This window comes from Cryobacterium sp. TMT1-62, assembly GCF_004403145.1.
GTDB lineage: Bacteria > Actinomycetota > Actinomycetes > Actinomycetales > Microbacteriaceae > Cryobacterium > Cryobacterium sandaracinum.
Window position 1 is genome coordinate 21,365 of sequence record NZ_SOGZ01000022.1, and the last position, 25,622, is coordinate 46,986.

A 25,622-nucleotide genomic window follows, 5' to 3' on the forward strand; every position below is an offset into this window, starting at 1 on the left:
TGTCGATATTCCACAATAAAAACCCTGTCCAACGGTGTAATACCCTCACACAGCAGACTGAGGCGACGGGCCGCCCATTTCTTCCACCTGACCGGCGACACGCCGCACACAATCATTTTTGGGGAAACTCGGACAAAGATCACGGACTGACCAGGACGACGCCGCGGGCGCCTTTCTCGGCATCAGACATGATGTGGCTGACGAAGGGGTAGCTGCCGGCCTCCGGGAAGGTCAACTCGACGAAGCCACCCTGGGCCACGGCCAGGTCGAGCACCTGGGAGCCGCCCGTGCCGGTGCTGCCGCCATCACGCAGCAGGTAGTCGCCCTCCTTGAAAACGGTGTCGAACTGGCCGCCCACGACGTGGAAGGAGCTGCCCACGTTGGGGCCCGCGTCCAGCACCCAGATGCGCACCTTCTCGCCAGCCTTCGCCGTCAGCGGGCGGGCACCGTACTGGTTGGCGATGCCGTTGAAGACCACCAGGTCGGGGAACTGCGCCGCCACCTTGTCGGCGTCGGCCTCCCCGCCCTGCGCACCGAGGTAGAGCTCGGACTGCACCAGGACGTATTCCCGATCGACCGCTGAAAGCCCGGGTGGATCAATGATCACGGCGCCGAACATGCCGTTCGCCATGTGCACCGACATGGGCATCGTGCCGCAGTGGTAGAGCCAGATCCCCGAGCGGGTCGCGGTGAAACGATAGGTCAGGCTCTCCCCCGGATTGATGCTGCGCATGGGCCGATCGGGTGCGAGGGCACCCGCGTGGAAGTCGATGGAGTGCTCGATCGACCCGTCGTTGACGAAGGTGATGTCGAAGACGTCGCCGACCTTGCCGTGCAGGGTCGGGCCGGGGGCTGTGCCGTTGAACGTCCACAGGGTCTGGGTGACGCCGGGAGACACCTCGGTCTCCACGTCTTCCACCCGCATGGTCAACGTGTGCACGGTCTCCGCCTCCGCCGCCCCCAGCGCCGGGTCGCGGGCGACGAAATCGGCGTCGGGCTCACGCATCAAATCGAGATCGTCTGCCGCGCTGGACGCGCCGCCGGCGGGCGCAGAGCCGTGGTCCATCGCTGGGGAGTCGTCGCCGGACTGAGGCTCGGCTCCGACGGCCACGACCGTGAGCACCATGCCCAGGACCTTGTGGCCGGCGATGGAGCACCAGCCCTCGACGTCGGCGCCCACGATGCCGGCGTCGACCTGCCGGCTGGTGCCGGGAGCGACGGAACCGGAGACCACGCCGGTGGCGAGCACGAGGTTGTGCACCATCTCGTCGTCGTTGGTCAGGTTGATCACCAGGGTGTCGCCGACGGGCACCTCGACGGTGTCCGGGCTGAAGCGCGTGTTCTTCATGACGACGTCGACCGTGGTCGTGTGGCCGGTCGACACCCCGTCGGCGGATGCCCCGCCGCTCGCGATTCCGGCGGCGGCCGGGTCCATGGCGATCCCCAGGGATACGGCCAGAAGCAGGGCGCCGACGGCCGTGATGGTCGCACCTGTGCGGCGCGGCGGGGTCGCGGCAATCTGCGGGGCGGGCGGGGCCGTCGCATCCGTCGCCTGGCGGAGCCGGCGGTTCTGCCGCAGCGCCCGCGGCATCAGGACCAGGAAGGAGGCGAGCGTGCCGACGACGAGCAGCGAGACCGTGACCTTCACCAGGCTGGGCACCGGCATCAGATAGAGGACCAGGCCGACGTTGACGACGATGACCCGGAACAGGGCACCACGATCGAGCAGGGCGGCCGTGGCCTTCGAGACCGAGGGTCCGCCGCCGAGCACGACCGGCACCAGGTAGCTGAGGGCTCCGAGCAGGATCTGCGCGGCGAAACCGACCGCGAACACGGGCACGAGCTGCCCGAGCCGGTCGGTCGCGGCTACCCAGCTCGGTGCGAACGTCACGATCAGGCCGAACCCGAGCACGCAGGCGAAGAACCAGGTGAGGGCGGCACCGATGCTCCAACCGGCGAAGGTGACGGCCGGGGACTGCCTGGCCAGGCGCAGGGCCTCAACCAGCACCAGGCCGAGGCTGACCAGGTAGAGCAGAACACCCGCGGCGGCGACCAGGCGCTGGTCGATCAGCAGGCCGATCCCGAGCACCGCGAGGCCGGCCAGGAACAGAGGCAGGGTTCCGCGGGCCGAGGCGCGCGTCGTCTGCACCCGGGCGTGCAGCACAGTCGGCCAGAGCAGGGCCACCGTGCTAATCACGGTCAGGCCGACCCAGCCGAGCAGGTTGAACCCGATATGGGCGATGTACATCCGCTCCGCGGACTCACCATCGATATCGGTTCGGGCCATCAGCACGCCCAGGGTCACACCGATGGCCAACGCGATTCCGGCCGCAATGTAGTAGCGCACGAGCGGTGCGAACCGTCCCGGCAGCGCTCCCCGCGACTGCCGGAACAGCAGCAGGGCGTGGGCGAGGGCATTCGTGCCGACCAGGATGCCGCCGGCAAGCACGACCGGCCACCAGCCGCCGACAATGCCGGTGATCACGAGCACCGCTCCGAGGGTGTGCGCGCCGAGCCTCGCCCCGAGCGAGACGCGGCCGCCGGGGGCCGGATGCCGGAGCAGGGTGTCGGCGAAGTGCTGGCTCCAGACCAGGATCGCGGTGCTCACGGCGCCCAGGAACAGGAGGTGCACCATGAGCCACGGCGCGACAGGGATGAAGCGGTGGATGAGTACGGCGATGAGAGTGAGAAGGAGCCACGCCGGAGTCAGAAGCCCGGTGATGAGGTGCCACAGTCGACGGTTCATGGTGTGACTTTCAGTTTGGTGTTTGGCTGGCGCCGCGGCACGCCGCGCACCACCGAGATCACGGCCAGCAGCACGAACAGGAGCACGGCCACGATGTTGGCCACGCCGCCCCACTGCACCAGTGCCGGCAGGTCGCGCGCGTCACCGAGCAGGATGCGCACCAGCAGGGAGACATGCAGCAGCAGCACCGGCAGGTAGAGCACCGGCCGGTACGGCAGCGGCCGGCGCAGCACGGCCGGCAGGATGGTCGGGGCGTGCGCCATGATCATCGACATCACGAACCCGAGGAAGACGGCGTGCAGCACGGCGTCATAGCCGGGACCGGAGAAGCTCGGGCCGACGATGATCCAGCTGGCGCCCACCACGAGCAGCCAGCCGTAGCCGGCCAGCAGGCACGCGGCCATGTACCGGGGCAGGCCGGTGCTGCGGATGAGCCGGGTCGCCACGTCGTGCCGGAACAGCCAGGCGACGAGACCGAGCAGCCCGAGCCCGAGAACCGGATAGCCTACCCCGGGCCAGACGAGAGCGACGACCGTGCCGAGGGTCAGGAACAGGCCGGCGGCCAGCATCCGCATTTCGGCCCGGTGGTCGACGGAGGGCGAGATGCGCGCGAGTTCGAGCCGCTCACCGGCGATCGTGAGCACCAGGTAGAGCGTCATCGCGGGCACCAGGACAGGCACGGGCACGCCGCCGAGCCACAGCACGGTTGCCGTGAGACCGAGCAGGGCACCGAGTGCCTGCACCGCGGCGGACGTCGACGGCTGCCGGAGCCAGATCGCCCGGTAGATGGCCAGCAACACGGCCGACCCGGCCACGAGGGCAAGCTGGCCGACCACCAGGGGAAGCGGCGACACGAGTGACAGGCCGCCGAGGCCCAGCAGCCCCGGCGACAGGTAGGCCCAGTTCCGGCGCACGGCGACGGCCCGCTCGAGCACGACGACGGTGCCCACGAACCCGAAGACCATCAGGGGTCCGTGCACATCCGCCAGGCGTGCGGTCACGACCGGCGCCGGGAAACCCAACAGGAGCAGCGCACCGTCGAGCCCGGCCAGCAGAGAGAGGCCGCCGAGCAGCAGAAACGCCAGTCGCCCGTTGCCGTGCACGGTGGTGTCGAATCTCGGGAGACTAGGCGGCGCGGGTGAAGCGGATGCGCCAAGCGTCCGGGCCACGCTCCACGTACGACACGGTGAACGCTCCCGGGCGTGCCTGCTCGAGCTGCGCCAGCAGGGGCAGCGGGTCGTGCGGGGCGATCAGGTCCAGCGAGAAGCCGAGCTGGATGGCCTCCAGGGCGCCGAAAATGGCCGCGTGGCGAACCGCGTGCGGGATGGTGCGACCGTCGAGCACAATGGTCTCGGCGTCGTCATGGTTGCAGTTGCAGGTGTGTGCGCTGCTCAGGGTGATGGGTTCGGCGGTCATAGGATGAATCCTCCTCGGTGGAACGACCGAGCCGGCCGCTAATAAACAGGATACACGTCCGGTTAATTATTCCAGAATCAGACCAGGTCGGATCACGTCAGGTCACGTCGGGTCCGGTCAGGTCAGGCCCACCCAGGCGGTGGACCCGTCGACCTCGTACTGCTTCTTCCAGATCGGCACCTCGAGCTTGACGGTCTCCACCAGGCGTTCGCAGGCTTCGAATGCGACGGCGCGGTGGGCGCTTGCCGCGGCCGCGACCAGGGCCAGGTCACCGACGTCGAGGTGGCCGATGCGGTGGCTGACCGACAGGTTCACCTGCGGGTACTCGCGGGAGTACCGGGCGACGATCTCGGACAGGATGCGACCGGCATCCGGATGCGCGCTGTAATCGAGGCCGGTCACCTGCCCGGCGGCGTCGGGGTCGTGGTCGCGCACCTGGCCGATGAAGGTCACGACGGCCCCGCAGGATCCGGTCGACACGGCAGCAACGTGCGCGGCCAGGTCGAGCGGCGCCGTGGCCACCTGGTTGACGGCACCCTCGCCAGGGTTCGCGTCGTTCTCATTCACGCCGCTTCGGTCAGTCGTTCCTGCTGAATTCACACATTCAGATTACGCGCGGAAGCGGAACGAGAAACGTACTCCACTGTTCCCGGAGCATCGAGGGCTAAAAAGATCTGAGGCCGAGGCCCGCTGAGCAGCCTCGGAGTCCCGTTCGGCACCTCTCGCGGGTCGTATTCTCGTGGTGGCTGCCAGGGGTCTCGAGCTGATCCACCGCACACGCTGCCTGGCCTGCCTGTCCACGGGCTCTTGCGACCTCGACCGAGGGTCATCCCCGTTCTGCGGCGCCCGGCGGGCCCGGCGAGCGACACCACCGAACGGTTACGGCCCACTCAGCTAACCGACGATCTCTGCCACAGTCGGGCAGGCCGCCTCGGCAGCCAGTTCGGTTCGGGTCTGCGCAACCGTCCAGGGCAGCGCAACCGACGGTTCGTTCCCGCGTCCAGCCGGCGCCTCGGCGATGATGGCGGCCAGCTGACGGGCCAGTGTCAGGGCGAACTGGTCACCCGCGCTCGAGTTGTTCAGCATGACCACCACGGTCATGGTCTGGTCCGGATCCGCCAGGGTCGCCGAGATGAATCCGGGGATCGATCCGGTGCGCCCGCGGAGGGGCCCGACCTGCTCCGCGCCGAGGCCGTAGCGCTGCCACGACGGCGTCGTCACGTCTTCGTTCACGGTGTCCCACTGGGCGCTCGCCGACGACTCGGACAAGAGACCACCCGCGGCGAGAGCGCCTGCCCAGGTCCTCATGTCGGCCAGCGTCGAAACGACACCGCCCGCCACGCCGCTCATCGAATTGGAGAGCAGGGTGTTGTCGGTGATGGCCGTGCACACCGGACCGTCGGCGCCCACCGCGGCGGCGTAGCCGTGCGAGTGTGGTGCGGGGAGGTCCACATCGCCGGCGTGAGGATATGAGGTGTCGTGCAGACCGAGCGGATGGAAGATGTACTCATCGTAGAGCGCCGCCCACTGCCGGCCCGTGGCCCGCTCGAGCGCCATCCCGAGCAGCACAATTCCGGTGTTTGAGGGACCCCACACGCTGCCCGGAGCACCGGTTCGGGGCGTGGCCAGCCCCTGGGAGACGAGTTCCATCGCCGGCCAGGTGCGCAGGGGGTTGTGCACGAACTCCCCGGCCAGAACGGGACTGTAGGACCCAAGCCCCGAAGTGCCCTGGCAGAGCTGGCCGAGCGTCACGCCCGCCACACCGACGAGGCGGGGCAGGTAGGTGGAGACCGGGTCGTCGAGCGTCACGGTTCCCTCGTCGACCAACCGGAGCAGCACCGTGCAGGTCATGGCCGTGGTGTTGGTGCCGATGCGGAAGTGCATCCCGCCGGTCATCGGGGCGGAACCGCCGATTTCCGTCGTGCCGTGCGCGACGGTCCATTCGCCGGCGGCGGACCAGACCCCGACCAGAGCGCCGGAGGAACCCGATAGCGCCATCGCCTCGCCCACGGCCGCGTCCAGCTGCCCGGCGATGTCCGCCGCGATCGGCGTGCTGTTCTGGTCGACGCTGTTCCGGCCCGCGGTGCAGCCGCTCAGCACGACGGCTGCGGCGACGCCGAGTGCGAGCAGCGCACGACGACGGGTGGTGGGCTTGGTGATGGCATCCCCCAATGCTCTCCACCAGCTTGCCCTATCGGGGCCCGGGCGCCTAACCCGTGCGCGAGACAGGCTCCCTACACCCGCTCGAAGATGGCGGCGAGCCCCTGGCCGCTGGCGTTTCCGGCGGTGACGGCGGCGTCGGCGTCCGTCTCCAGCAGGATCGGGCGGAGGCCGGCCAGAGCCGTCAGGCTGCTGTCGACCCGCGGAGTTTCGTCGGCGGAGTTTCGTCGGCGGAGACCACGACCGGGCCCGTGCGGCCCGGCACCGTGACCGGCACGATCTCGTCGTCGAACCGGCCCTCGGCCACGGCGACGCATGCCCGCGCCTGCGACCGGAGAGCCAGGTCGTCCTGTTCGGTGCGGCCCATGCCGTACTCGCGGCGCAGATTCTCGGCGGTTTCGAGCATGCCGCCGGGTACCGGGTAGCGGCGCCGCCGCCCACACCGAAGCGGGAGTCGACGGTGTGGAACGGGGCCTGGCTCATCGATTCGACCCCGCCGGCGACGACGACGTCGCTGACACCGGTCTGCACCTGCATGGCCGCGTCGAGGATGGCCTGTAGCCCTGAGCCGCATCGCCGGTCCACCTGCACGCCGCCGACCGTCACGGGCAGGCCGGCGTTCAGTGCGGCGACGCGCGCCACGGAGGCGGCCTCCACGGTGGGATAGCCCTGGCCGAGGATCACGTCGTCGACCACGGCCCCGTCGATTCCGGTGCGTTCGATCAGCGCCGTGATCACGGCCGCGTCAGGTTGGCCGGCGCGACCGCCCTGAAGACGCCGCCGAACCGGCCGATCGGGGTGCGTAGCGGTTCGTAGATGACGACGTCTCTCACGATGCGGCCACCGTGTTCGGAGCGGAGAGGAGCGTGTGGATGACGGTCGGCGTCCCCGGCACGAGCAGCGGCACCTCGGTGGCGGCCTGCACCTCGGCCACGGTGAGTCCCGGCGCGATCTCGCGCAGCAGAAGACCCTCCGGCGTCACGTCGATCACGGCCAGGTCGGTGATGATGCGGGTCACGACGCGCTTGCCGGTCAGCGGCAGGCCGCACTCGTTCACAATCTTGAAGTCGCCGTTCTTCGCAGTGTGCTCCATCACGACGATCACGGTGTCGGCGCCGTGCACGAGATCCATCGCACCGCCCATACCCTTGATCATCTTGCCGGGCACGGCCCAGTTGGCGATGTCGCCGGTGGCGGAGACCTGCATCGCGCCAAGCACGGCCACATCGATCATTCCGCCGCGGATCATGCCGAAGCTCTGCGCGGAGTCGAAGTAGCTGGCACCGGGGTTGACCGTGATGGTCTCCTTGCCGGCGTTGATCAGCTTCGGGTCCTCCTCGCCCTCCCACGGGTACGGTCCCACCCCGAGCACCCCGTTCTCGGAATGCAGGATGACTTCCACCCCCTCCGGCAGGAAGTTGGGGATCAGCGTGGGCAGCCCGATCCCGAGGTTGACATAGCTGTCGGGGGTGAGCTCCTGCGCGGCGCGCGCGGCCATTTCATTGCGGGTCAACGGCATGATCAGCTGTCCTTTGCGACGGATGCGACGGATGCGACGGGCCGCGGCCGGGTGGTGGTCTTCTCGATCGGCAGGTCGGCGGACTCGGCGCCGGAGAGCGCCACGATGCGGTGCACGTAGATACCGGCGAGGTGGATGGCATCCGGATCGAGCTCCCCCGGCTCGACCAGCTCGTCGACCTCGGCGATGGTGATGCGGCCGGCCATGCCGGCGACCGGGTTGAAATTGCGGGCCGACTTCTCGAACACGAGGTTGCCGTGCCGGTCGCCCTTCGCCGCGCGAACGAGGGCGAAGTCGGTGACGATGGCCTCCTCGAGCACGTACTCCTTCTCCCCACCGCGGAGCGACGCGAAGGTGCGGGTCTCCTTGGGCGGCGACGACACCGTCACCGACCCATCCGGCCCGTAGCGCCAGGGCAGCCCGCCCTCGGCGACCATGGTGCCGACGCCGCTGGCGGTGTAGAAGGCGGGGATTCCGCTGCCCCCGGCCCGGAGCCGCTCGGCCAGGGTGCCCTGCGGGGTCAGTTCCACCTCGATGTCACCGCCGAGATAGCGGCGGGCGAAGTCCTTGTTCTCGCCGATGTAGGAGGCGATCACCCGACTGATCCGCCCTTCCCGCAGCAGTTCGCCGAGCCCCCAGCCGTCGACGCCGCAGTTGTTGGATGCGACCCGGAGGTCGGTGCTGCCCTGGGCCAGGAGCGCCCGGATCAGCAGGATCGGGACGCCGACCAGGCCGAAGCCGCCGACGGCGAGAGAGGCCCCATCCGGGATGTCGGCGACGGCAGCCGCGGCGGAGGAGTACGTCTTGTCCATGGAGTGGTCCTTCAGCTTCAGTTCGTGGTGCCGATGTCGATCGTCTTGAAGGTATCGCGTGCCACCGCCAGAGCGGAATTCGCCGCCGGCACCCCCCGCGTAGATCGCGGTGTGCAGGATGGCCTCGCTGATCTCCGCGCGGGTCAGCCCATGGGTCAGGGCCGCGCCCACGTGCATGCCCAGTTCATGTTCGTGGCCGCCGGTCACCAGGCAGGCCAGGGTCAGGAAGCTGCGGGTGCGCCGATCGCGGCCGGGCCTGGTCCAGATCTCCCCCCAGGCATAGCGGGTGATGAAGTCCTGGAAATCCGCCGTCTGCGGGGTGGTGCAGGGCCAGTTCGAGTCCGACAGCGCCGCCGAACGACACCCCGGCGTAGTGGAAGGCTCCCCCGCCGACCAAGTCGACCAGGGTGATCACAACGTCGGCGACCTCAGCGACGGTAACCGGTTGCCGGGCGGCGGGGCTGAGGCCGGTGCCGGCGTGACCGTGCCGCGGATAATGGGCTGGGTCATAGTGAGGTCCCCTTGCTCGCGGTGGATTCGAGGTACCGGGCGAGCACCCGGTCGATTCCGGCGTCCGTCTGCCTGAGGCTGAGGTCGTCATCGAACGCGGACCAGGCCCGCGATCGGAGCTCCTCGGGATGTCCCCGGCGGTGATCAGGGCGGAGAGCACCACCCGCAGCGGGCGGTTGGTGCGGTAGCACTCCTCCGACGCGCGCTGCACGAGGGCGAACGCGGCGGCCTTGCCGAGGACCTCCGCGAGCAGGGTGGTCACCCGTTCGCTGAACACCAGGCCGTCGGTGAAGTCGAGGTTGCTGCGCATCCGTTCCAGGTCCACGTCGAGCCGGGCCGGCGCGCCACGGGGACCGTCACCGACGCCGAATTCGACGCCAACAAGGCGGAGCAGCTCGCCCGCTTCTGAGTCGCTGCGGAGTCGCTTCCGAACGATCTGAGTCTGTGCCGGTAGCGTGGGGTCCATGCTCGAGCTCATGGATGACCGGCCGGACATTCTGCTGCGCCGCGACGGGCGGCTCGCCCAGATCATCCTGAACCGCCCGGCGGCACTGAACGCCCTGACCCACGCGATGATCCGACGGATGTCCGCGGTGCTGACCGACTGGGCCGTCGACGGTCAGGTCGAGACCGTTCTGCTGACCGGTAGCGGCGACCGGGGCCTCTGCGCCGGGGGCGACATCGTGGCGATCTACCGCAGTGCGGACGCGGGCGCGGACGATCGAGCGGACGCTGACGCCGAGGCCGCCCGGTTCTTCGCCGACGAGTACCATCTGAACGCGCAGATCCACCGGTTCGCCAAACCGTACCTGGCCGTGATGGACGGCGTCGTGCTCGGCGGCGGGGTCGGCGTCTCCGGCCATGCGAACACCCGGATCGTGACCGAGCGCACGCGGCTGGGGATGCCGGAGACCGCGATCGGCTTCGTACCCGACGTCGGCGGAAGCTGGCTGTTGTCCCATGCCCCCGGTGAGCTCGGCACCCACCTCGCCCTGACCGCCGCCCTGGTCTCCGGGTCCGACGCCATCGCACTGGGCCTGGCCGACCACTTCGTGCCGAGCGACCGGCTCCCTGCCCTGGTCCGCACCCTGGCCGAGACCGACGCGGCCGAGGCGGTGCGCGCCCTGGCCGAGACTCCCCCGCCCTCCGTCCTCCTCGCCCAGCGGCACTGGATCGACGAGTGCTACGCGTCCGATGACGTGGGCGAGATCGTCGCCGCCCTGCGGCGTTCCCCGGTGGAAGCCGCCCGCGACGCCGCCGCCCTCATCCTCACGAGGTCGCCGACCGCACTCGCGGTCACCCTGGCCTCGCTGCGCCGGGCCCGGCGGCTCCCGAGCCTCGACGAGGCGCTCGATCAGGAGTACCGGGTGACGCTCCGTTTCCTGCAGCGGAGCGAGCTGCAGGAGGGCATCCGGGCCCAGGTGATCGACAAGGACCGCAGCCCCCGGTGGTCGCCGGCCGGCCTCGGCGAGGTGACGGAGGCATCCGTCGCCGCGTTCTTCGCGCCGCTCGGCGAGCAGGAGCTGGGGCTCGGAATGGGGCCCGGGCTGGGCGAGGTGCCCTACGTCGACGCCGACCTGATCTTCGTCACCGATCTGCTCACCCCGGGTGAGCGCGCGCGGCTGGCCGCGGCGCGATCGTTCTATCAGGCCGAGGTGCGCCCTCTCGCCGTGGACTACTGGAACCGCGCCGCGTTCCCGTTCGAGCTGCTGCCCCGCCTCGCCGCGCAGAACCTCGCCGCGACCGGTGCTGCCGCGACCAGCCATCTGCTCACCGGGCTGCTGCAGATGGAGCTGACCCGGGCCGACACCTCGATCTCCACGTTCTACGGCGTGCACCACGAGCTGTTCGCCGCCGCCATCGACGAGCTCGGCTCACCCGAGCAGCGGGAACGTCTGCTGCCGGGCCTCCTGGCCCTGGATAAGATCGGGGCCTTCGCCCTGACGGAACCGGAACACGGCTCGGACATCTCCCGCATGATGGAGACCACGGCCACCCGCAGCGGCGACGAGTGGGTGCTCAACGGCACCAAACGCTGGATCGGCAACGGCGCCATGGCCGACTACGTGCTGGTCTGGGCCCGGGACACCGCGGACGGGCAGATCAAGGGATTCATCGTCGAGACGGAGCGGCCCGGGTTCACGGCCACCCCGATCGAGAACAAGATCGCGGTGCGGATCGTGCAGAACGCCGACATCACCCTCACGGAGGTGCGGATCCCGTACACGAACTGGCTGCCGGGCAGCCGGAGCTTTCAGGACACGAACGTGCTGCTCCGGAACTCGCGGATCTGGGTGTCGTGGCAGGCGGTCGGCCAGCAGCTCGCCGCCTTCGACGTGGCCCGCGCCTATGCGCTGGAGCGGCGCCAGTTCGGCATGCCCATCGCATCCTTCCAGCTGGTGCAGGAGCAGCTCTCCCGCATGATCGGCAACGCCACCTTGTCGCTGTCGCTGATGGTGCAGATGGCGCGACTGCAGGAGAGCGGGCGGCTCACGATGGACCAGGCGGCCCTCGCGAAGGCGACCTGCACGACCCGGATGCGCGAAACGGTGGCCCTGGGCCGCGGTCTGCTCGGCGGCAACGGCATCAGCACCCGGTACGAGATGGCCAAGATCTTCGCCGACGCCGAGGCGATCTACTCCTACGAGGGCAGCTACGAGATCAACGCGCTGTTGGTCGGCCGGGCCGTGACCGGCATCTCCGCCTTCAGCTGATCACCGCTCGCCCGAACGAATTCGACGGAGATTCTGCCCGAATCGGCCCTGAAAACTCCGAAAAGGCAGTTGTGAACGAGAATCTCCGTCGAATTGGTTCAACACCGAACCTGGCGCGCATCGGCTAGGGTGTCGCGCCGGCCGCCCCGAGCGGCGGGGCAGGCGGGGCCGATTCAACCGGCGCGACCGGAACTGGCGGCGTGGGAGCGTTCCAGGCCTTGATGACGGCCCAGCCCACGGCGGCGATCGGCACCGAGATGACCGCGCCGACGATGCCGCCCAGGATCGTGCCGGCCGTCAGTGCCAGCAGGATCACCAGGCCGTGCAGGCGCAGTGACTTGCCGAGCACCACCGGGGACAGGAAGTTGCCCTCGAGCTGGTTGACTGCGACCACGATCGTGACCACGATGATGGCGGTGGTCAGGTCGTTCGTGACGAGGGCCACCAGTGCGGCCAGGATGCCGGCGGCCGTCGCCCCGACGATGGGGATGAACGCGCCGACGAAGACGATGACGGCGAGCGGCAGCGCCAGCGGAACCTGCAGGATCCACAGTCCGATCCCGATGAACAGGGCGTCGACGAACGCGACGATCGCCGTGCCGCGCACGTAGTTGCCGAATACCTCGACGCTGCTCACGCCGACGCGTACGGCCCGCTCGTGCCGCTTGCCGGCGAGCGGCTGGATGAGGAAGCTCCAAATGCGGGGGCCGTCCTTCAGGAAATAGAAGAGCACGACGAGGCCGAGCACCACGCCGGCCACGATCTCGGCGGCCACGGAGACCCCGACCAGGGCCCCGGACCCGAACTGGCTGCTGGTGGCGAAGTCGATGACCGATTCGCGCACCGAATCGATCTGAGCGGAATCGATCGGCAGCGTGCCGCTGGTGAGCAGTTCCTGCAGGCTGTCGAGCCCCTCGCTGGCCGAGGTGAAGAGGGTGTCCCACTCGCCGCGGATGCCGAACACCACGAGGGTGACGACGCCACCGAAGACCGCGACGCTCAAGATCAGGGTGATCGCCGCAGCAAGGGATTCGTTCGCCCCGCGGGCCAGCAGGAACCGCATGAAGGGGCGCAGCGCCGACGCCACGATCAGGGCGATCAGGAGCGGGGTGAAGACCAGCTTGAGCTGCGTGATCCCGTAGATGGCCACCACCAGCAGGGCGAGGACCAGCAGGGCCTGACCGGAGCGGATGGCGGCCCGGCCGAGATAGTCCGTCCAGGACGAAGTGGGCGTGGTCATGGGGATCTCCAAACGAGGCGAACGACGGCTGAGCCACCAAGCCTAGCCAGACTGCCGGTAGCGCGTGTCGGCCGTGTGACGTACACTCCCTACATCGAACATTTGTTCTATCTATCACCCGTCGACCTGCCCGCCAGAGGAGTACACACATGTTCGCACACCTCCACGTCGCGAGCGCCTACTCCACGCACTTCGGGGTCACACTCCCCCAGGCGCTGGTGGAGCAGACGCAGGCGCAGAACGGCTCCTTCCTGGCCCTCACCGACCGGGACGGTCTCTACGGCGCGGTCAAGCACGTGCGCGCCTGCGCGGCCGCGGGTATCCGGCCGGGGCTGGGCGCCGACCTCGCGGTGCACGACGACGACGGGCATCCGTTGGGCCGGATCGTGGTGCTCGCCCATGGTGATATGAACGGTCGTGGCTATGCGGCCCTCTGCCGCGCGGTCAGCGCCGCCCACAACAGCGCCGCGCACAGCGCGTCGGGGCGCCCCAGCATCGCCCGCTCGCACCTCGCCGAGCTGGCCGGACTGCGCTGCCTCACCGTGCTGCTCGGCCCTACCTCCGATGTGGGCCAATCGGTCGAGCGCCGCGACACCGACGCGGCCGGCGCCTGCCTCACCGCGTGGCTGCGCGCCCTGCCGCCGCAGTCGGTGGTGGGTGAAATCGTCTGCCATCTGGCGGCGCCGGGGACTCCCGGCAGCGTGACGCCGGCCACCCGCATGCTCGCCCTCTTCGAGCACGCCGCGCTGCCCGCCGTGCTCACCAACGCCGTGCGCTACGGCACCCCCGACGAGGCCGTCACCGCCGACCTGGCCGACGCGGCCCGCACCCTGACGGCGCTGGCGAACCTGGAGCAGCTGCAGACCAACGGCCAGGCCTGGCTGAAACCCGAAGTCGCCATGAGGCAGGTGGCGCGCATGGTCGTCGACGCCGGGCTGCACGACGACGGCGCCGTCGACCGACTGTTCCGCGACACCGAGCAGCTTGCCGAGCGGTGCAGCCTCGACCCGGACTCCGACATCGGCCTGGGTCGCCCGCGCATGCCGGAGGCACGCATCATCGGCGTCAGCGGCGACCCGCTGACCGAGCTGCACGCCCGGGCCCGGGCCGGCATCGACGACCGCTACCCCGTCACGTCGCCGGCGGGCCGGTCGCTGGCGGATGCTGCGCACGCACGTCTCGTGCATGAGCTGAAGACGGTGGAGCACCTCGGTTTCGCCGGCTACTTCCTCACCGTCGCCCGGGTGGCGGACATCATCCGGGAGATGGGCATCCGCATCCAGGCGCGCGGGTCCGGGGTGGGCTCGGTGCTCAACTACGCCCTGCACACCTCCTCCGTCGAGCCCATCTCCAACGGGCTGCTCTGGGAGCGATTCCTCTCCCCCGAGCGGCAGACCCTGCCCGACATCGACCTCGACGTCGAGTCCGCCAGAAGGCACGACGTCTATCGCACGCTCTTCGACACCTTCGGCAGCGATCGGGTGTCGCTGATGTCCATGACGAACGCCTACCGCGGCCGCGGGGCCGTGCGCGACGCCGGCCTGGCCCTCGGCATGAATCACGAGCAGGTGGCCGCGGTGGCCAAGCAGATGTGGCGCTTCAACGCGCGCGACTTCCGCCGCGCCCTGGCCGAGAAGCCCGAGCTCGAGCCGTTGGCCGCCGAGGTGCGCGCCTCCTCGCAGCTCGACCTGCTGGTCGACCTGACCGCCAAACTCGACCGGCTTCCCCGGCACATCTCCGTGCACCCCTGCGGCGTCATCCTCTCCGACGCCTCCCTGCTCGACCGCACCCCGGTGCAGGCGTCCGGCATGGGGCTGCCCATGTCCCAGTTCGACAAGCACGACATGGACCCGATGGGCCTGATCAAGCTGGACATCCTCGGTGTGCGCATGCAGTCGGCCATGGCCCACGCCGTCGAGGAACATCACCGATTGTCGGGCGAGACCATTGACCTCGACCGAATCCCACTGAACGACCCGGACACCTTCGAACTGATCCGCTCCACTCGCACCCTCGGCATCTTCCAGATCGAATCTCCCGGCCAGATGGAGCTGGTCGGCAAGCTGCAGCCCGAGGTGTTCAACGACCTCACCGTGGAGATCTCCCTGTTCCGGCCCGGGCCGATGCAGAACAACATGCCCCTGAAATACCTTCAGGCCCGGCATGGGGAGGTGATGCCCGACTACATCCACCCTCGGTTCGAGCCGTTCCTCCGGGAGACCCAGGGTGTGGTGATCTTCCACGAGCAGGTGATGCGACTGTTCGACGAACTCACCGGCTGCGGGCTCGGCCGAGCGGATGTCTTCCGCCGCCACCTTGGCAAACCGGAGCAGCTTGCCCGGATCGAGGAGTACGTGCGGATGCGTGCCCTCGAGCGCGGGTTCACCCCCGCCGTGATCGACCGCGCCTGGAGGGTGCTCGCCGGGTTCGGTAGTTTCGGTTTCGCCAAGGCGCACGGGGCGGCGTTCGCCCTGCCCACCTACCAGTCCGCCTGGCTCAAGACCCACCACCCCGCGGTGTTCCTGGCCGGACTCCTCACCCACGCCCCCGGTATGTGGCCGAAAGACCTGATCGTGGCCGAGGCTCGGCTGCTCGGCGTGCCGGTACTGGGCCTGGACGTGCAACACAGCGCCCTCGACTACCGGGTGGAGCAGATCGACGGCGAGCAGTCCGACGGCGGCCGGCGCGGCATCCGTCTCGCCCTGCCGGAACTCTCCGGCTGCACGGCCGCCGAACGCGCCCGCATCGTGCGCCACCAGCCGTTCACCTCGCTGCAGGACTTCCGGGACCGGGTGCGCCCGCGGCGCAGCACGTTCGAGGCGCTCGCCCGGGTGGGAGCGCTCGACAGCTTCATCGGGTACGACCGCACCCGTCGGCACGAGCTGCTCGCCCACATCCAGTCTCTCCGCGGCACAGCGGTCACCATCCACGACGACCAGCTCGCCTTCGACGTGCCTCTGCCGGTGCTCGAATACGAGGGGTCCCGGTTCAACGCGGTGACCTCGCTCGAGCTGCGCGGCCGCAGCCAGACCGACCTCGAACTCAGGGATCTGGGCCTGGCGGTGTCCGGGCACCAGATGGCCCGGTTCTACCCGCTGTTCACGGAGCTGGGCGTTACGCCGGCCTCCGAGCTGATCAACCTGCCCGGCGGCACCGAGGTGCTCCTGGCCGGGGTGCGCCGAGCCACGAACACGCCGCCGATGCGAAACGGGCGCCGGGTGGTCTTCGTCAGCCTCGACGACGGCACCGGACCGGTCTCGAACGTCGTGTTCTTCCACGACGCCCAGGAGCGCATCGGCGGCCCGGTGTTCCACACCGGCCAACTGCTGGTGCGCGGCCGCACCCGTCGGTCCGGCGCGAAGGGCGTCTCCGTCACGGGCGAGAACCTGTGGGATCTCACGGATGTCGCCCGCCGGGTCAAGCTGCGTCACGCGGGCGAGGCGGCCGCCCGGAACGCCGACCGCGCCCACGACCTGGCCGACGAACTGGCCGAGGACCTGGCGGCCATGGCGACCACGAATGTGCACCATCTATGGCCCCGACGCACCGCCTGACCCGCGCTTACACTGGTGTCCATGACCGAGAAACAGCGCTACGACGTGCTTCGTCAGTACGCCGACTTCGAACTGCGTCACTATCCCCGCACCGTGCAGGTGCAGGTGGAGGTGGCCGGGGACTTCTCCGCGGCCGGCAACCGCGGCTTCGGGCCGCTCTTCCAATACATCAGCGGCAACAACCAGACCTCGACACGCCTCGCGATGACCGCGCCCGTGATCCAGGAGACCACGACCCCGCAGAGCCACACCGTCAGCTTCGTCCTCCCCGACGGGATGCCGCCCGCGGAGGTGCCCGTGCCCCGCGACGCGCAGGTCAGCACGAAGGAGGTCCCCGAGCGCACGGTCGCCGCCCGCCGCTTCAACGGCGGCTGGAGCGAGGAAAGGATCGCGCAGAACGGCACCCTCCTCGTCGACGCGGTGAGCCGCGAGGGTCTCCTGCTCGCAGGCCGACCCTATTTCGCCCGCTTCGACCCACCCTGGAAGCCGGGCTTCCTCAGGCACAACGAAGCGCTCATCGCCGTCACCGTCACCGGTTCCGGTTTCGGAATCTCCTAGTCGTCGGAATTGTCCGTCGAGCTGCCGTGTTGTCGGTCATCACCCGACGCGTCGCGTAGACCATGCCCGCGAAGGCACCGGCCATGGTCAGCGGAGCCACCTCATTCGTTCCGATCACGGCCGCCGCGGTCTGCACGAGCGGGCTGCCGTCGGCGCGATGCACTCCGAAAGCCGCGGCCGTCTGAAGGATGCCGCACAGGTCCAGTTTCTTCGCCATCCCGATGAAGCCCGTATTGATCGAGCCGAGGGTGGATTCGAGCGCGCTGGAGTTTCCGCCGCTCTCCCCGGCGTCGTTTCTCGGGTTCCAGATCTGAAAATCATAGTTCTGCGGCCCCCGACAACTGTCGTTGAACGTGCCCTGGATGGCCGGTTGAACCGGTGTGGCCACGGCAGCCTGGAATTCCGCTGCGGTGATCTTCTCGTGCTCGACCATCTCGCGCAGGATGTAGTCCCGGCGTGCCTTGTTGACTGGGTAGCCGTTGGTCTCACTGCCGGGATTGTCGAGGCGGAACTTGGCCGGGTTGTCCACGATCTCCACCAGGCTTGCGGCCTGCGGCAGGGTGAGCTCTGCGGCCGTCGTGCCGAAGTAGTAGTTCGCCGCGGCCTCGTTGCCGTAGACGGTGCCGCCGAAACCGGTGATGTTGAGGTACTGGCGCAGGATGTCGTTCTGGGGGAATTTCTTCTCCGCCCCGATTGCGAGGCGCATTTTCTTGATCTCGCGGGCGGGGGTGGCGGCGATGACGGCATCCCGGGCGTAGGGGCTGATCTCGTCCCAGTCGACCTCGATGCGGTTCTGATCGTAGAAAGAGGCCAGCAGCACGGAGGTGCCGTCGTTCTGGGCGGCGTAGGTGTTGCTCTTCTGGGAAAGCGGTTCGATGTCCGGGTAGCCCGGCAGACTCTCGAACACGGTGATCGAAACCACGAGGCCCAGCCCTCCGATGAGCAGAAATGCGAGTCCGCCACCGAGCCCGCAAATGCCGATCAGTCGAACCACTCCGGCTTTTCTGCGGTTGGCAGGAGGCATCCTCTGGCTTACTGCGCAGAAAAGGCGTGGCACCGCTAGAGATGCCACGCCTCGTCTGGTTCGAGTGTGATTCGCGTCTAGAAGACCGTCAAGCCCCGCGCCTCGAACTGGGCCCTCACCCGCACCAGCAGTGCCTCATCCGGAGGATGAGAGCCGTGCAGCGGGTATGGAATGTTCAGCCGGTCCCATTTGTCCTCCCCCATCTGGTGGAAGGGCAGAACCTCGACGCGCTGCACGTTCGGCCAGCGCGACACGATCTCGGCGACGGCGTCGACGTTGTCGACGGCGTCGGTCAGACCCGGGACGAGAACGAAACGCGCCCAGACGGGAATGTTCCGCTCGCTCAGGCGGTCACCGAATGCGATCGTCGGAGCGAGGTCTCGGCCGGTCACCTCTTTATACGTCTCGGGGATGCCGGACTTGACGTCGAGCAGCACGAGGTCGAGGTTGTCCAGCAGCGTGTCCGACGCGCTCTTGCCCAAAAACCCGGAGGTGTCCAGGGTGGTGTGCACGCCGAGCTTGTGGCACTCCTCGAAGAGTCGAGTCACAAAGGCAGGCTGCATGAGCGGTTCGCCACCGGAGATGGTCAGCCCTCCGCCGGTCGAGTCGAAGACGCCCTTATAGCGCTTGACCCTGGCGACGAGGTCGTCCAGCGTGGTGAGCAACCCATCCTTCATCTTCCAGGTGTCCGGGTTGTGGCAGTACTGGCAGCGCAGCAGACACCCGGAAAGGAAGAGTGTCATTCGCGTGCCGGGACCGTCAACGGCGGTGACCAGTTCCCACGAGTGGACACTGGCGACCGATCCGTTGTGAATCGCCTCCATTTCGAGGTGGTGGAGTTCAGCCAGTTCGGCTTGTTCACTGCTCACGGATGAACCGTCCACCAGGGCGATCGCCGCGCCGGCGCTGGGCAGACCGAGGTTTACTGCTGGCATTGTCTCGTCCTACTCAGCGTCGCCGCGTTGATATCAGTGATCAGTGCGAGTGGAACGTGCGGCTGATGACATCCATCTGCTGCTCGCGGGTCAGGCGGACGAAGTTCACCGCGTAGCCGGACACGCGAATCGTCAGCTGCGGGTAGTTCTCCGGGTGCGCCATGGCGTCTTCGAGAGTGTCGCGGTTGAGCACGTTCACGTTGATGTGGTAACCGGTTGCCGACGTGAACGCGTCGATGAGGCCGACCAGGCTGGTGATCTGCTCTTCCTTGGTGTGGCCGAGACCACTGGGAACCACCGTGTTGGTCAGCGAGATGCCGTCCTGCGCTTCACTGTAGGGGAGCTTGGCGACGCTGAGCGCCGACGCGAGCATCCCGTGGGTGTCGCGGCCGTTCATCGGGTTGGCACCCGGAGCGAACGACTCGCCCTTGCGGCGACCATCCGGCGTGTTGCCGGTGGCCTTGCCGTAGACCACGTTGGACGTGATCGTCAGGATCGACTGGGTGTGGATGGCGTCGCGGTAGGTCGGGTGCTTGCGGATCATTTTCATGAACCGCTCCATCACGTCGACGGCGATGGTGTCGACGCGGTCGTCATCGTTGCCGAACTGGGGGAACTCGCCCTCGATCGTGTAGTCGACGACCAGGCCGGTCTCGTCGCGCACCGGGCGGACCGTGGCGTACTTGATGGCCGACAGGGAGTCGGCGACCACACTCAGGCCGGCGATTCCGCAAGCCATCGTGCGGATGATCTCCTTGTCGTGCAGCGCCATTTCGAGACGCTCGTAGGCATACTTGTCGTGCATGTAGTGAATACAGTTTAAAGCCGTGACGTAGGTCTCGGCGAGCCACTCGAGCGTTTCCAGGTAGGCCGGGAAGACGGTGTCGTAGGAAAGCACCTCGTCGGCGTTCGGCGTGGTGGCCGGGGCAACCTGCTTGCCGGACACCTCGTCTTTTCCACCGTTGATCGAGTACAGCAACGCCTTGACGGCGTTGACGCGTGCACCGAAGAACTGCATCTGCTTGCCGACGCGCATGGGAGAGACGCAGCAGGCGATCGCGGCGTCGTCACCCATCTCGGCGCGGATGATCTCGTCGGACTCGAACTGGATGGCCGAGGTGTCGATCGACACCTGCGCACAGAAACGCTTGAAGCCCTCGGGCAGGGCGTCGCTCCAGAGAACGGTGAGGTTCGGCTCGGGCGCTGCGCCGATGTTGTAAAGCGTCTGCAGGAAACGGAACGTGGTCTTGGTGACGAGCGGGCGGCCGTCTTCACCGATGCCGGCGAGCGACTCGGTGACCCAGGTCGGGTCGCCGGCGAAAATCTCGTCGTATTCGGGGGTGCGCAGGAAGCGCACGATGCGCAGCTTGATGACGAGGTCGTCGATCAGCTCCTGGGCGCCCTCTTCGGTCAGGGTGCCGGCGACGAGTTCGCGCTCGATGTAGGTGTCGAGGAAGGCCGCGTTGCGGCCGAACGACATTGCAGCACCGTTTTGTTCCTTGACGGCGCCGAGGTAGGCGAAGTAGAGCCATTGCACGGCTTCGCGCGCGGTGGTGGCCGGCTTGGAGATGTCGGAGCCGTAGGAGGCCGCCATCTGGATGAGTTCCTTGAGGGCCCGGATCTGCTCCGAGTTTTCCTCGCGGGCGCGAATGATGTCCTCGGTCGAGGGCTCCATGTCGAGCTCGGCGCGGTCGTTCTTCTTGCCCGAGATGAGGGCATCGACGCCGTAGAGGGCGACACGGCGGTAGTCGCCGATGATACGGCCGCGGCCGTAGGCGTCGGGCAGTCCGGTGATCAGGTGGCTGTTTCGTGCACGACGGACCCCGGGAGGGTAGACGTCGAAGACGGCGGTGTTGTGGGTCTTGCGGTAATCGGTAAAGACTTTTTCAAGTTCGGGAGACACGGGGTAGCCGTAGGTCTCGAGCGAGGTGGCAACCATGCGCCACCCGCCGAAAGGCATAATGGCACGCTTGAGCGGAGCATCCGTCTGCAGTCCGACGATTACCTCGTTTGCCTGGTCGATGTAGCCCGGAGCGTGGGCCGTAATGGACGACGGCGTGGTGGCGTCGACGTCGTAGACGCCTTTACGGCGTTCCTCGGGGAACATCTCGGACAGCTTGGCCCAGATCCCCGTGGTGCGTGCGGTCGCTCCGACAAGGAAGCTCGAGTCGCCCAGGTAGGGGGTGTAATTGCGCTGGATGAAGTCGCGCAGATCGATCGAATCCTGCCAGGGGCCGGAGGCGAAGTCAGTCCGACCGGCATCATCCGTTCCGCTGCGAACACCTTCAGTGATTGTCATGTAGATTGCTCTCCTCGTGGGATCGAGACACCCTCCGCGAAAGTGTCTCTCCCGCAGTCGGGCCGAGAGAGCAGGACCACGAGGCTCCGGCTAATGCAACGATGCACCGTGTGACTTGCCCTCTTTTCCAACACTACTCCCGTCAGACCCACCCGAACGCGAAATTTATAAGATTGCATCCATTGATGCATTTATAGATAGGTGCATGTGTGACTAAGGTTGAGGCATGAGCTTCCTCCCGATGTCCCGCGGAGCCGCCAGGCCCCCCGCCGCGGCCCCCTCCGCCGTCGACCGGATCTACACGAGCGTCGCCGACGCCATCATCTCCGGCACCTTGGCCGCAAGCTCGCTGATCACCGAGGGCGAAATTGCCGAGGCCCTCTCCACCAGCCGCACCCCCGTGCGGGAGGCCTTCCTCGAACTCCAGGCTCACGGGCTCCTGACGCTCTTCCCCAAGAAGGGCGCGGTCGTCACAGCCCTGGGCGACACGGAGACGGCCGAGCTGCTACAGGTGCGCGTCATGCTGGAGAACACGGCGGTGACCCTGCTCAGCGAGCGGCCGGACGACATCCCGGGCGTCGACGCCGAGTTGCAGGACCTTATTCGGGTCCAGTCCGACGCCGCCCTGGCCGGCGACCTGCTCACGTTCGCCCGGGCCGACCACCGGTTCCATGCCCGCATCGTCGACGAGACGCATAACCGGGTCATCGACGGGATCTACACCCGGCTCGGCCCCAGGCTTGAGCGCCTCGTGCACCGGGCAGCCCTGCGCGACCCGCGCAACCTCGACCGTCTGGTGGCCGAACACCGAATCCTTGCCCACCACCTGCGCGGCGGCGACACCCTCGCCTACGAGGTCGCTCTGCGCCAGCACGTCGAAGACGGTCATCACGCGCAGCTGGCGCCCTGAGCGTCCCCCACCTTCCCGCACCTGCTTTTCAGAAAAGACCCATGACTTTCCGCCGTACCGTTCCCGCCTGGCAGCTCGCCGCTCCTGCCCTGTTCGTCATGGCTTGGGGTGGGAACCACTTCACGCCCCTCCTGCACATGTACGAATCGCTCGGCCACTATTCCGTCGTCATGACCGACCTCTTCCTCGGCTTCTACGTGGTGGGCCTGGTCCCCGGGCTGCTGCTCGCCGGCGCACTCTCGGACCGCTACGGGCGCAAACCCTTGACCCTGGCAGGCGTCGTCCTGGGAATTCTCGCCAGCATCCTGCTGGGTCTGGGATTCTCAAGCGGGATCATGCTCTCCGCCGGGCGCCTGCTGGCGGGGCTGAGCGTCGCCGTGGCGATGGCGGTGGGAACCGCGTGGCTCAAGGAACTGTCCAGCCCGCCGTTCGACAACCAGGCCGGCCGCACGGCAGGGGCACGGCGGCCTTCACTCACCCTCACGGTCGGGTTCGGGCTCGGGGCCGGGGTGGCCGGAGTGCTCGCGCAGTGGGGGCCGATGCCGACCCTCTCCCCTTATGTCGTGCACATCGTGCTTAGCCTGCTTGTGCTCCCCCGCCTGCTGAGGGCCCCGGAGACCGTGCCGCGCTACCGGGCACACCGGCCCTTCTGGCAGGACCTGGCGGTTCCGCTGGCCGGACACCGCCGCTTCGTGCGCGTGATCATTCCGTCAGCTCCCTGGGTCTTCGGCGCCGCCGGCATCGCCTACGCGATCATGCCCACTCTGGTCCAGGACCAACTCGGCAGCCTCAACCTCGCCTACGCGACCCTGCTCACGGTTGTGACCCTCGGCACCGGCGCGCTCGCGCAACCGCAGGTGGCTCGGATCAACCGGGTCACCGATGGGCGTGCACTCATGGTCGGGATGTCCGTGATGCTGCTGGGAGTGGGTCTCAGCGTGGTCACGGCGATCGTGCTGTCCCCGGTGCTCGCGTTCCTCACGGCCGTCGTGCTCGGCGCCGCCTACGGTGTGAGCATCGTGGCCGGGCTCGTGGAGATCCAGAAGATCTCCACGGCGGCCGACCTGGCGGGTATCACCGGGGTCTACTACAGCCTCACCTACATCGGCTTCCTGCTGCCGGTCGCCTTCGCCTGGCTCAATGCCGTGGCCGGTTACCCGGTGCTTCTGAGCATTCTGTTCGTGGTCTGCGCGCTCTGCCTGGCCCTGGTGGCGAACGGGATGCGCCGGCGCGTCACCGAGTAGGCGGCACCTGGATTATCGTCATCCCATGCCCTATTCGCTCCGCCATCTCCTTCCCGCCGACGCCGCACCGGTGCTCGGACTCAACAACGCCGCTGTGCCTGCCGTCAACGCCCATGACGAGGCGAGCCTCTCCGCCCTGCTCGCGGCCAGCAGCCACGCCCTCGCGGTCGTGCACGACGACGCGCCGGGAGAGGTGCTCGGCTTCGCCGTGCTGTTCGGGGCCGACGCCGACTACGCGAGCGAGAACTACCGATGGTTCTCCGCCCGGTCGGAGTCCTTCCTCTACGTGGACCGCATCGTGGTGTCGGACCAGGCCCGCAACCAGGGTCTCGGCGCCCTGCTCTACACCGCGATTTTCGCGGCGGCCCGCGCGGCCGAGGTCGGCCAGGTCTTCTGCGAAGTGAACATCGCACCTCCGAACCCTCGGTCGCTGGCGTTCCACTCCCGGCTCGGCTTCGAGCCGATCGGCGAGCAGTCGACGAAGGGTGGCACCGTCGTGGTGTCCCTGCTGTCGGCTCCCGTCGGCGCGGGCGTACGCTGAGGCCATGACTGTCGACGGTCGCGCAATCCCACTTCCGGATTACCTCAACCACTGGGTGGCGACGCAGCGATGGTTCGCCGACAAGGGCCGTGTGCCGAGACTGGTCAGCATCGGGCGCTGGGTGCTTCCGAGCGAGGAAGCCGAGGTGGACATCCGCACTGAGCTCGTCTTCGATGCCGCAGCCCCGACCCGCACCCTCTACCAGTTGCCCCTGACCCAGCGGACCACTCCCCTCCCCGCAGGCGGGCAGGGCCTCATCGTCACCCTCGCCGACGGCAGCGCGGTCTACGACGGCACCGCCGACCCGGCCTACGGGCGCGCTCTGCTGGGTTTCATCCTGCGCCAGGCCTCCTCACCTGAGCCCGAAAACCTCGGCGTGCGGGCTCGCGGCGAACTCCACTCGAGCGCAGATCCCGCCGAACGGCCGGCCCGGGTTGTCGCCGGCCGCCTGCTGCGCGGAGAACAGTCGAACACCTCGATCATCCTGGACTGCGTCGACGCCGCCGGGCGCCCGGCTCGTCCCGTCATCTGCAAGGTGTTCCGGATGCTGCATCCCGGCGAGAATCCGGACGTGTCCGTGCAATCGGCCCTGGCCCGGGCCGGCTCACACTTCGTGCCGGAACCGGTGGGCTGCGTGGTCGGCGAGTGGACCGAGCCGGAGCAACCGCGGGTCACCCTCACGGGCCATCTCGTCTTCGCCCAGGAGTTCCTGCCGGGCGCCCCGGATGCCTGGCGGGCCGCCCTGGCCTCGGCCGGGGCCGGGGAGGACTTCAGCGAACAGGCGCGGGCGCTGGGCGTGGCGACGGCAGCCGTGCACGCCGACCTGGCCGCCGTGATGCCCACTCACGACGCCACCCCCGCGGTCATCGCCGCCGAACTTGGCCGGATGCGCGAGCGCTACCGCAGCGCCGCCGCCGAGGTGCCCGCCCTGACCGGCTACGATACGGCCGTCGAGGCGATCTTCGAGCGGGCGGAGAGGGCTTGCTGGCCCCGGCTGCAGCGCATCCACGGCGATTTCCACCTCGGCCAGGCCCTCGAGGTCCCCGGCCGCGGCTGGGTGCTGGTGGATTTCGAGGGCGAACCGCTGCGCCCCCTCGACGATCGCACCCAGCCGGATGTGCCGTTGAAGGACATCGCCGGGATGCTGCGGTCCTTCTCCTATGTGGCCGGCACGGTGGAGCGGTCCTCGCCCGGCGACCAGACGGCGTCGGCCGAAGCGTGGGCCGCGGCGTGCCAGCACGCGTTCCTCGACGGCTACACGCTGCGATCCGGCCAGAGCCTGGCCGGTCAGGAGCCCCTGCTCGACGCGTTCGAGCTGGACAAGGCCCTCTACGAGGCCGTCTACGAGACCCGCAACCGACCCTCCTGGCTGCCGATCCCGCTCGCGGCCATCCGCGGCCTCGTCCTGGAGGTCTCCGCCGGATTGCCGTGAGCGGCCGG

19 protein-coding genes and 3 pseudogenes are annotated in these 25,622 nt (G+C 68.4%); 8 read left to right on the forward strand and 14 right to left on the reverse strand.

Annotated features, from left to right (window positions below; all coding sequences use genetic code 11):
- Nucleotides 1–139: 139 nt before the first annotated feature.
- From E3T34_RS05035 to E3T34_RS16905, 10 genes and pseudogenes are all read right to left on the reverse strand, one after another.
- A complete protein-coding gene (locus tag E3T34_RS05035; RefSeq protein ID WP_134342355.1) occupies nt 140–2,746 on the reverse strand; it encodes a multicopper oxidase domain-containing protein in 2,607 nt (868 codons plus the stop codon).
- Entirely contained in the window at nt 2,743–3,849 is a 1,107-nt protein-coding gene (locus E3T34_RS05040) for a hypothetical protein (RefSeq protein ID WP_233191430.1), read from the reverse strand. The genes E3T34_RS05035 and E3T34_RS05040 overlap by 4 nt, the downstream gene beginning before the upstream one ends.
- A 22-nt stretch (nt 3,850–3,871) precedes the next feature.
- Nucleotides 3,872–4,162: a DUF2249 domain-containing protein gene (locus E3T34_RS05045; RefSeq protein ID WP_104101381.1), complete on the reverse strand. Its 291-nt coding sequence runs from the start codon at nt 4,160–4,162 to the stop codon at nt 3,872–3,874.
- 117 nt (nt 4,163–4,279) lie between these two features.
- Nucleotides 4,280–4,729, reverse strand: a complete 450-nt coding sequence (locus E3T34_RS05050; protein WP_104101383.1) for a molybdenum cofactor biosynthesis protein MoaE — start codon at nt 4,727–4,729, stop codon at nt 4,280–4,282.
- A gap of 327 nt (nt 4,730–5,056) precedes the next feature.
- A complete protein-coding gene (locus E3T34_RS05055) occupies nt 5,057–6,334 on the reverse strand; it encodes a serine hydrolase (RefSeq protein ID WP_134342356.1) in 1,278 nt (425 codons plus the stop codon).
- A 172-nt stretch (nt 6,335–6,506) separates the two neighbouring features.
- Nucleotides 6,507–6,728, reverse strand: coding sequence for a hypothetical protein (locus E3T34_RS16685; protein ID WP_255570916.1), 222 nt, complete (start codon nt 6,726–6,728; stop codon nt 6,507–6,509).
- A 95-nt stretch (nt 6,729–6,823) separates the two neighbouring features.
- Nucleotides 6,824–7,060: pseudogene (locus E3T34_RS16900) on the reverse strand (acetyl-CoA C-acyltransferase); the annotation flags it as partial.
- Between the two features lie 91 nt (nt 7,061–7,151).
- A complete protein-coding gene (locus E3T34_RS05065) occupies nt 7,152–7,841 on the reverse strand; it encodes a CoA transferase subunit B (RefSeq protein ID WP_134342357.1) in 690 nt (229 codons plus the stop codon).
- Nucleotides 7,842–7,843: 2 nt separating this feature from the next.
- Nucleotides 7,844–8,653: a CoA transferase subunit A gene (locus tag E3T34_RS05070; protein WP_166785838.1), complete on the reverse strand. Its 810-nt coding sequence runs from the start codon at nt 8,651–8,653 to the stop codon at nt 7,844–7,846.
- Between the two features lie 147 nt (nt 8,654–8,800).
- Nucleotides 8,801–9,001 (reverse strand): annotated as a pseudogene (locus tag E3T34_RS16905) (carboxymuconolactone decarboxylase family protein); the annotation flags it as partial.
- Nucleotides 9,002–9,639: 638 nt separating this feature from the next.
- Here E3T34_RS16905 and E3T34_RS16045 point away from each other — a divergent pair.
- Nucleotides 9,640–10,680: pseudogene (locus E3T34_RS16045) on the forward strand (enoyl-CoA hydratase/isomerase family protein); the annotation flags it as partial.
- An 18-nt stretch (nt 10,681–10,698) separates the two neighbouring features.
- Nucleotides 10,699–11,877 carry an acyl-CoA dehydrogenase family protein gene (locus tag E3T34_RS16050; RefSeq protein WP_134342409.1) on the forward strand — a complete coding sequence of 393 codons (1,179 nt, stop codon included), beginning with the start codon at nt 10,699–10,701 and terminating at the stop codon, nt 11,875–11,877.
- A gap of 124 nt (nt 11,878–12,001) precedes the next feature.
- Here E3T34_RS16050 and E3T34_RS05090 read toward each other — a convergent pair whose 3' ends face one another.
- Nucleotides 12,002–13,117: an AI-2E family transporter gene (locus E3T34_RS05090; protein WP_134342360.1), complete on the reverse strand. Its 1,116-nt coding sequence runs from the start codon at nt 13,115–13,117 to the stop codon at nt 12,002–12,004.
- A gap of 149 nt (nt 13,118–13,266) precedes the next feature.
- On the opposite strand from E3T34_RS05090, the gene E3T34_RS05095 reads away from it, so the two are divergent.
- Both E3T34_RS05095 and E3T34_RS05100 read left to right on the forward strand, forming a co-directional pair.
- Nucleotides 13,267–16,671, forward strand: a complete 3,405-nt coding sequence (locus tag E3T34_RS05095; protein WP_104101400.1) for a DNA polymerase III subunit alpha — start codon at nt 13,267–13,269, stop codon at nt 16,669–16,671.
- A gap of 21 nt (nt 16,672–16,692) precedes the next feature.
- On the forward strand, nt 16,693–17,229 hold the full coding sequence (locus E3T34_RS05100; protein ID WP_134342361.1) for a heme-binding protein: 537 nt from the start codon (nt 16,693–16,695) through the stop codon (nt 17,227–17,229).
- On the opposite strand, the gene E3T34_RS05105 is transcribed toward E3T34_RS05100, so the two are convergent.
- The 3 genes from E3T34_RS05105 to pflB form a co-directional block, all read right to left on the reverse strand.
- Nucleotides 17,201–18,223, reverse strand: coding sequence for a transglycosylase domain-containing protein (locus E3T34_RS05105; protein ID WP_166785835.1), 1,023 nt, complete (start codon nt 18,221–18,223; stop codon nt 17,201–17,203). The genes E3T34_RS05100 and E3T34_RS05105 overlap by 29 nt on opposite strands.
- 107 nt (nt 18,224–18,330) lie before the next feature.
- A complete protein-coding gene (gene pflA / locus E3T34_RS05110; protein ID WP_104101408.1) occupies nt 18,331–19,188 on the reverse strand; it encodes a pyruvate formate-lyase-activating protein in 858 nt (285 codons plus the stop codon).
- 40 nt (nt 19,189–19,228) lie between these two features.
- Nucleotides 19,229–21,487, reverse strand: coding sequence for a formate C-acetyltransferase (pflB, locus tag E3T34_RS05115; RefSeq protein ID WP_134342363.1), 2,259 nt, complete (start codon nt 21,485–21,487; stop codon nt 19,229–19,231).
- 226 nt (nt 21,488–21,713) lie between these two features.
- On the opposite strand from pflB, the gene E3T34_RS05120 reads away from it, so the two are divergent.
- The 4 genes from E3T34_RS05120 to E3T34_RS05135 are packed head-to-tail and all read left to right on the forward strand — an operon-like array spanning nt 21,714 to nt 25,614.
- The gene (locus E3T34_RS05120) at nt 21,714–22,397 is read left to right on the forward strand and encodes a GntR family transcriptional regulator (protein ID WP_134342364.1); all 684 of its coding nucleotides are present in this window, start codon (nt 21,714–21,716) and stop codon (nt 22,395–22,397) included.
- Between the two features lie 41 nt (nt 22,398–22,438).
- Nucleotides 22,439–23,641 carry an MFS transporter gene (locus E3T34_RS05125; protein WP_104101416.1) on the forward strand — a complete coding sequence of 401 codons (1,203 nt, stop codon included), beginning with the start codon at nt 22,439–22,441 and terminating at the stop codon, nt 23,639–23,641.
- 25 nt (nt 23,642–23,666) lie between these two features.
- Complete coding sequence (locus E3T34_RS05130; protein ID WP_134342365.1) at nt 23,667–24,182, forward strand: GNAT family N-acetyltransferase; 516 nt, start codon at nt 23,667–23,669, stop codon at nt 24,180–24,182.
- 4 nt (nt 24,183–24,186) lie between these two features.
- The gene (locus E3T34_RS05135; protein WP_134342366.1) at nt 24,187–25,614 is read left to right on the forward strand and encodes a phosphotransferase; all 1,428 of its coding nucleotides are present in this window, start codon (nt 24,187–24,189) and stop codon (nt 25,612–25,614) included.
- Nucleotides 25,615–25,622 lie beyond the last annotated feature (8 nt).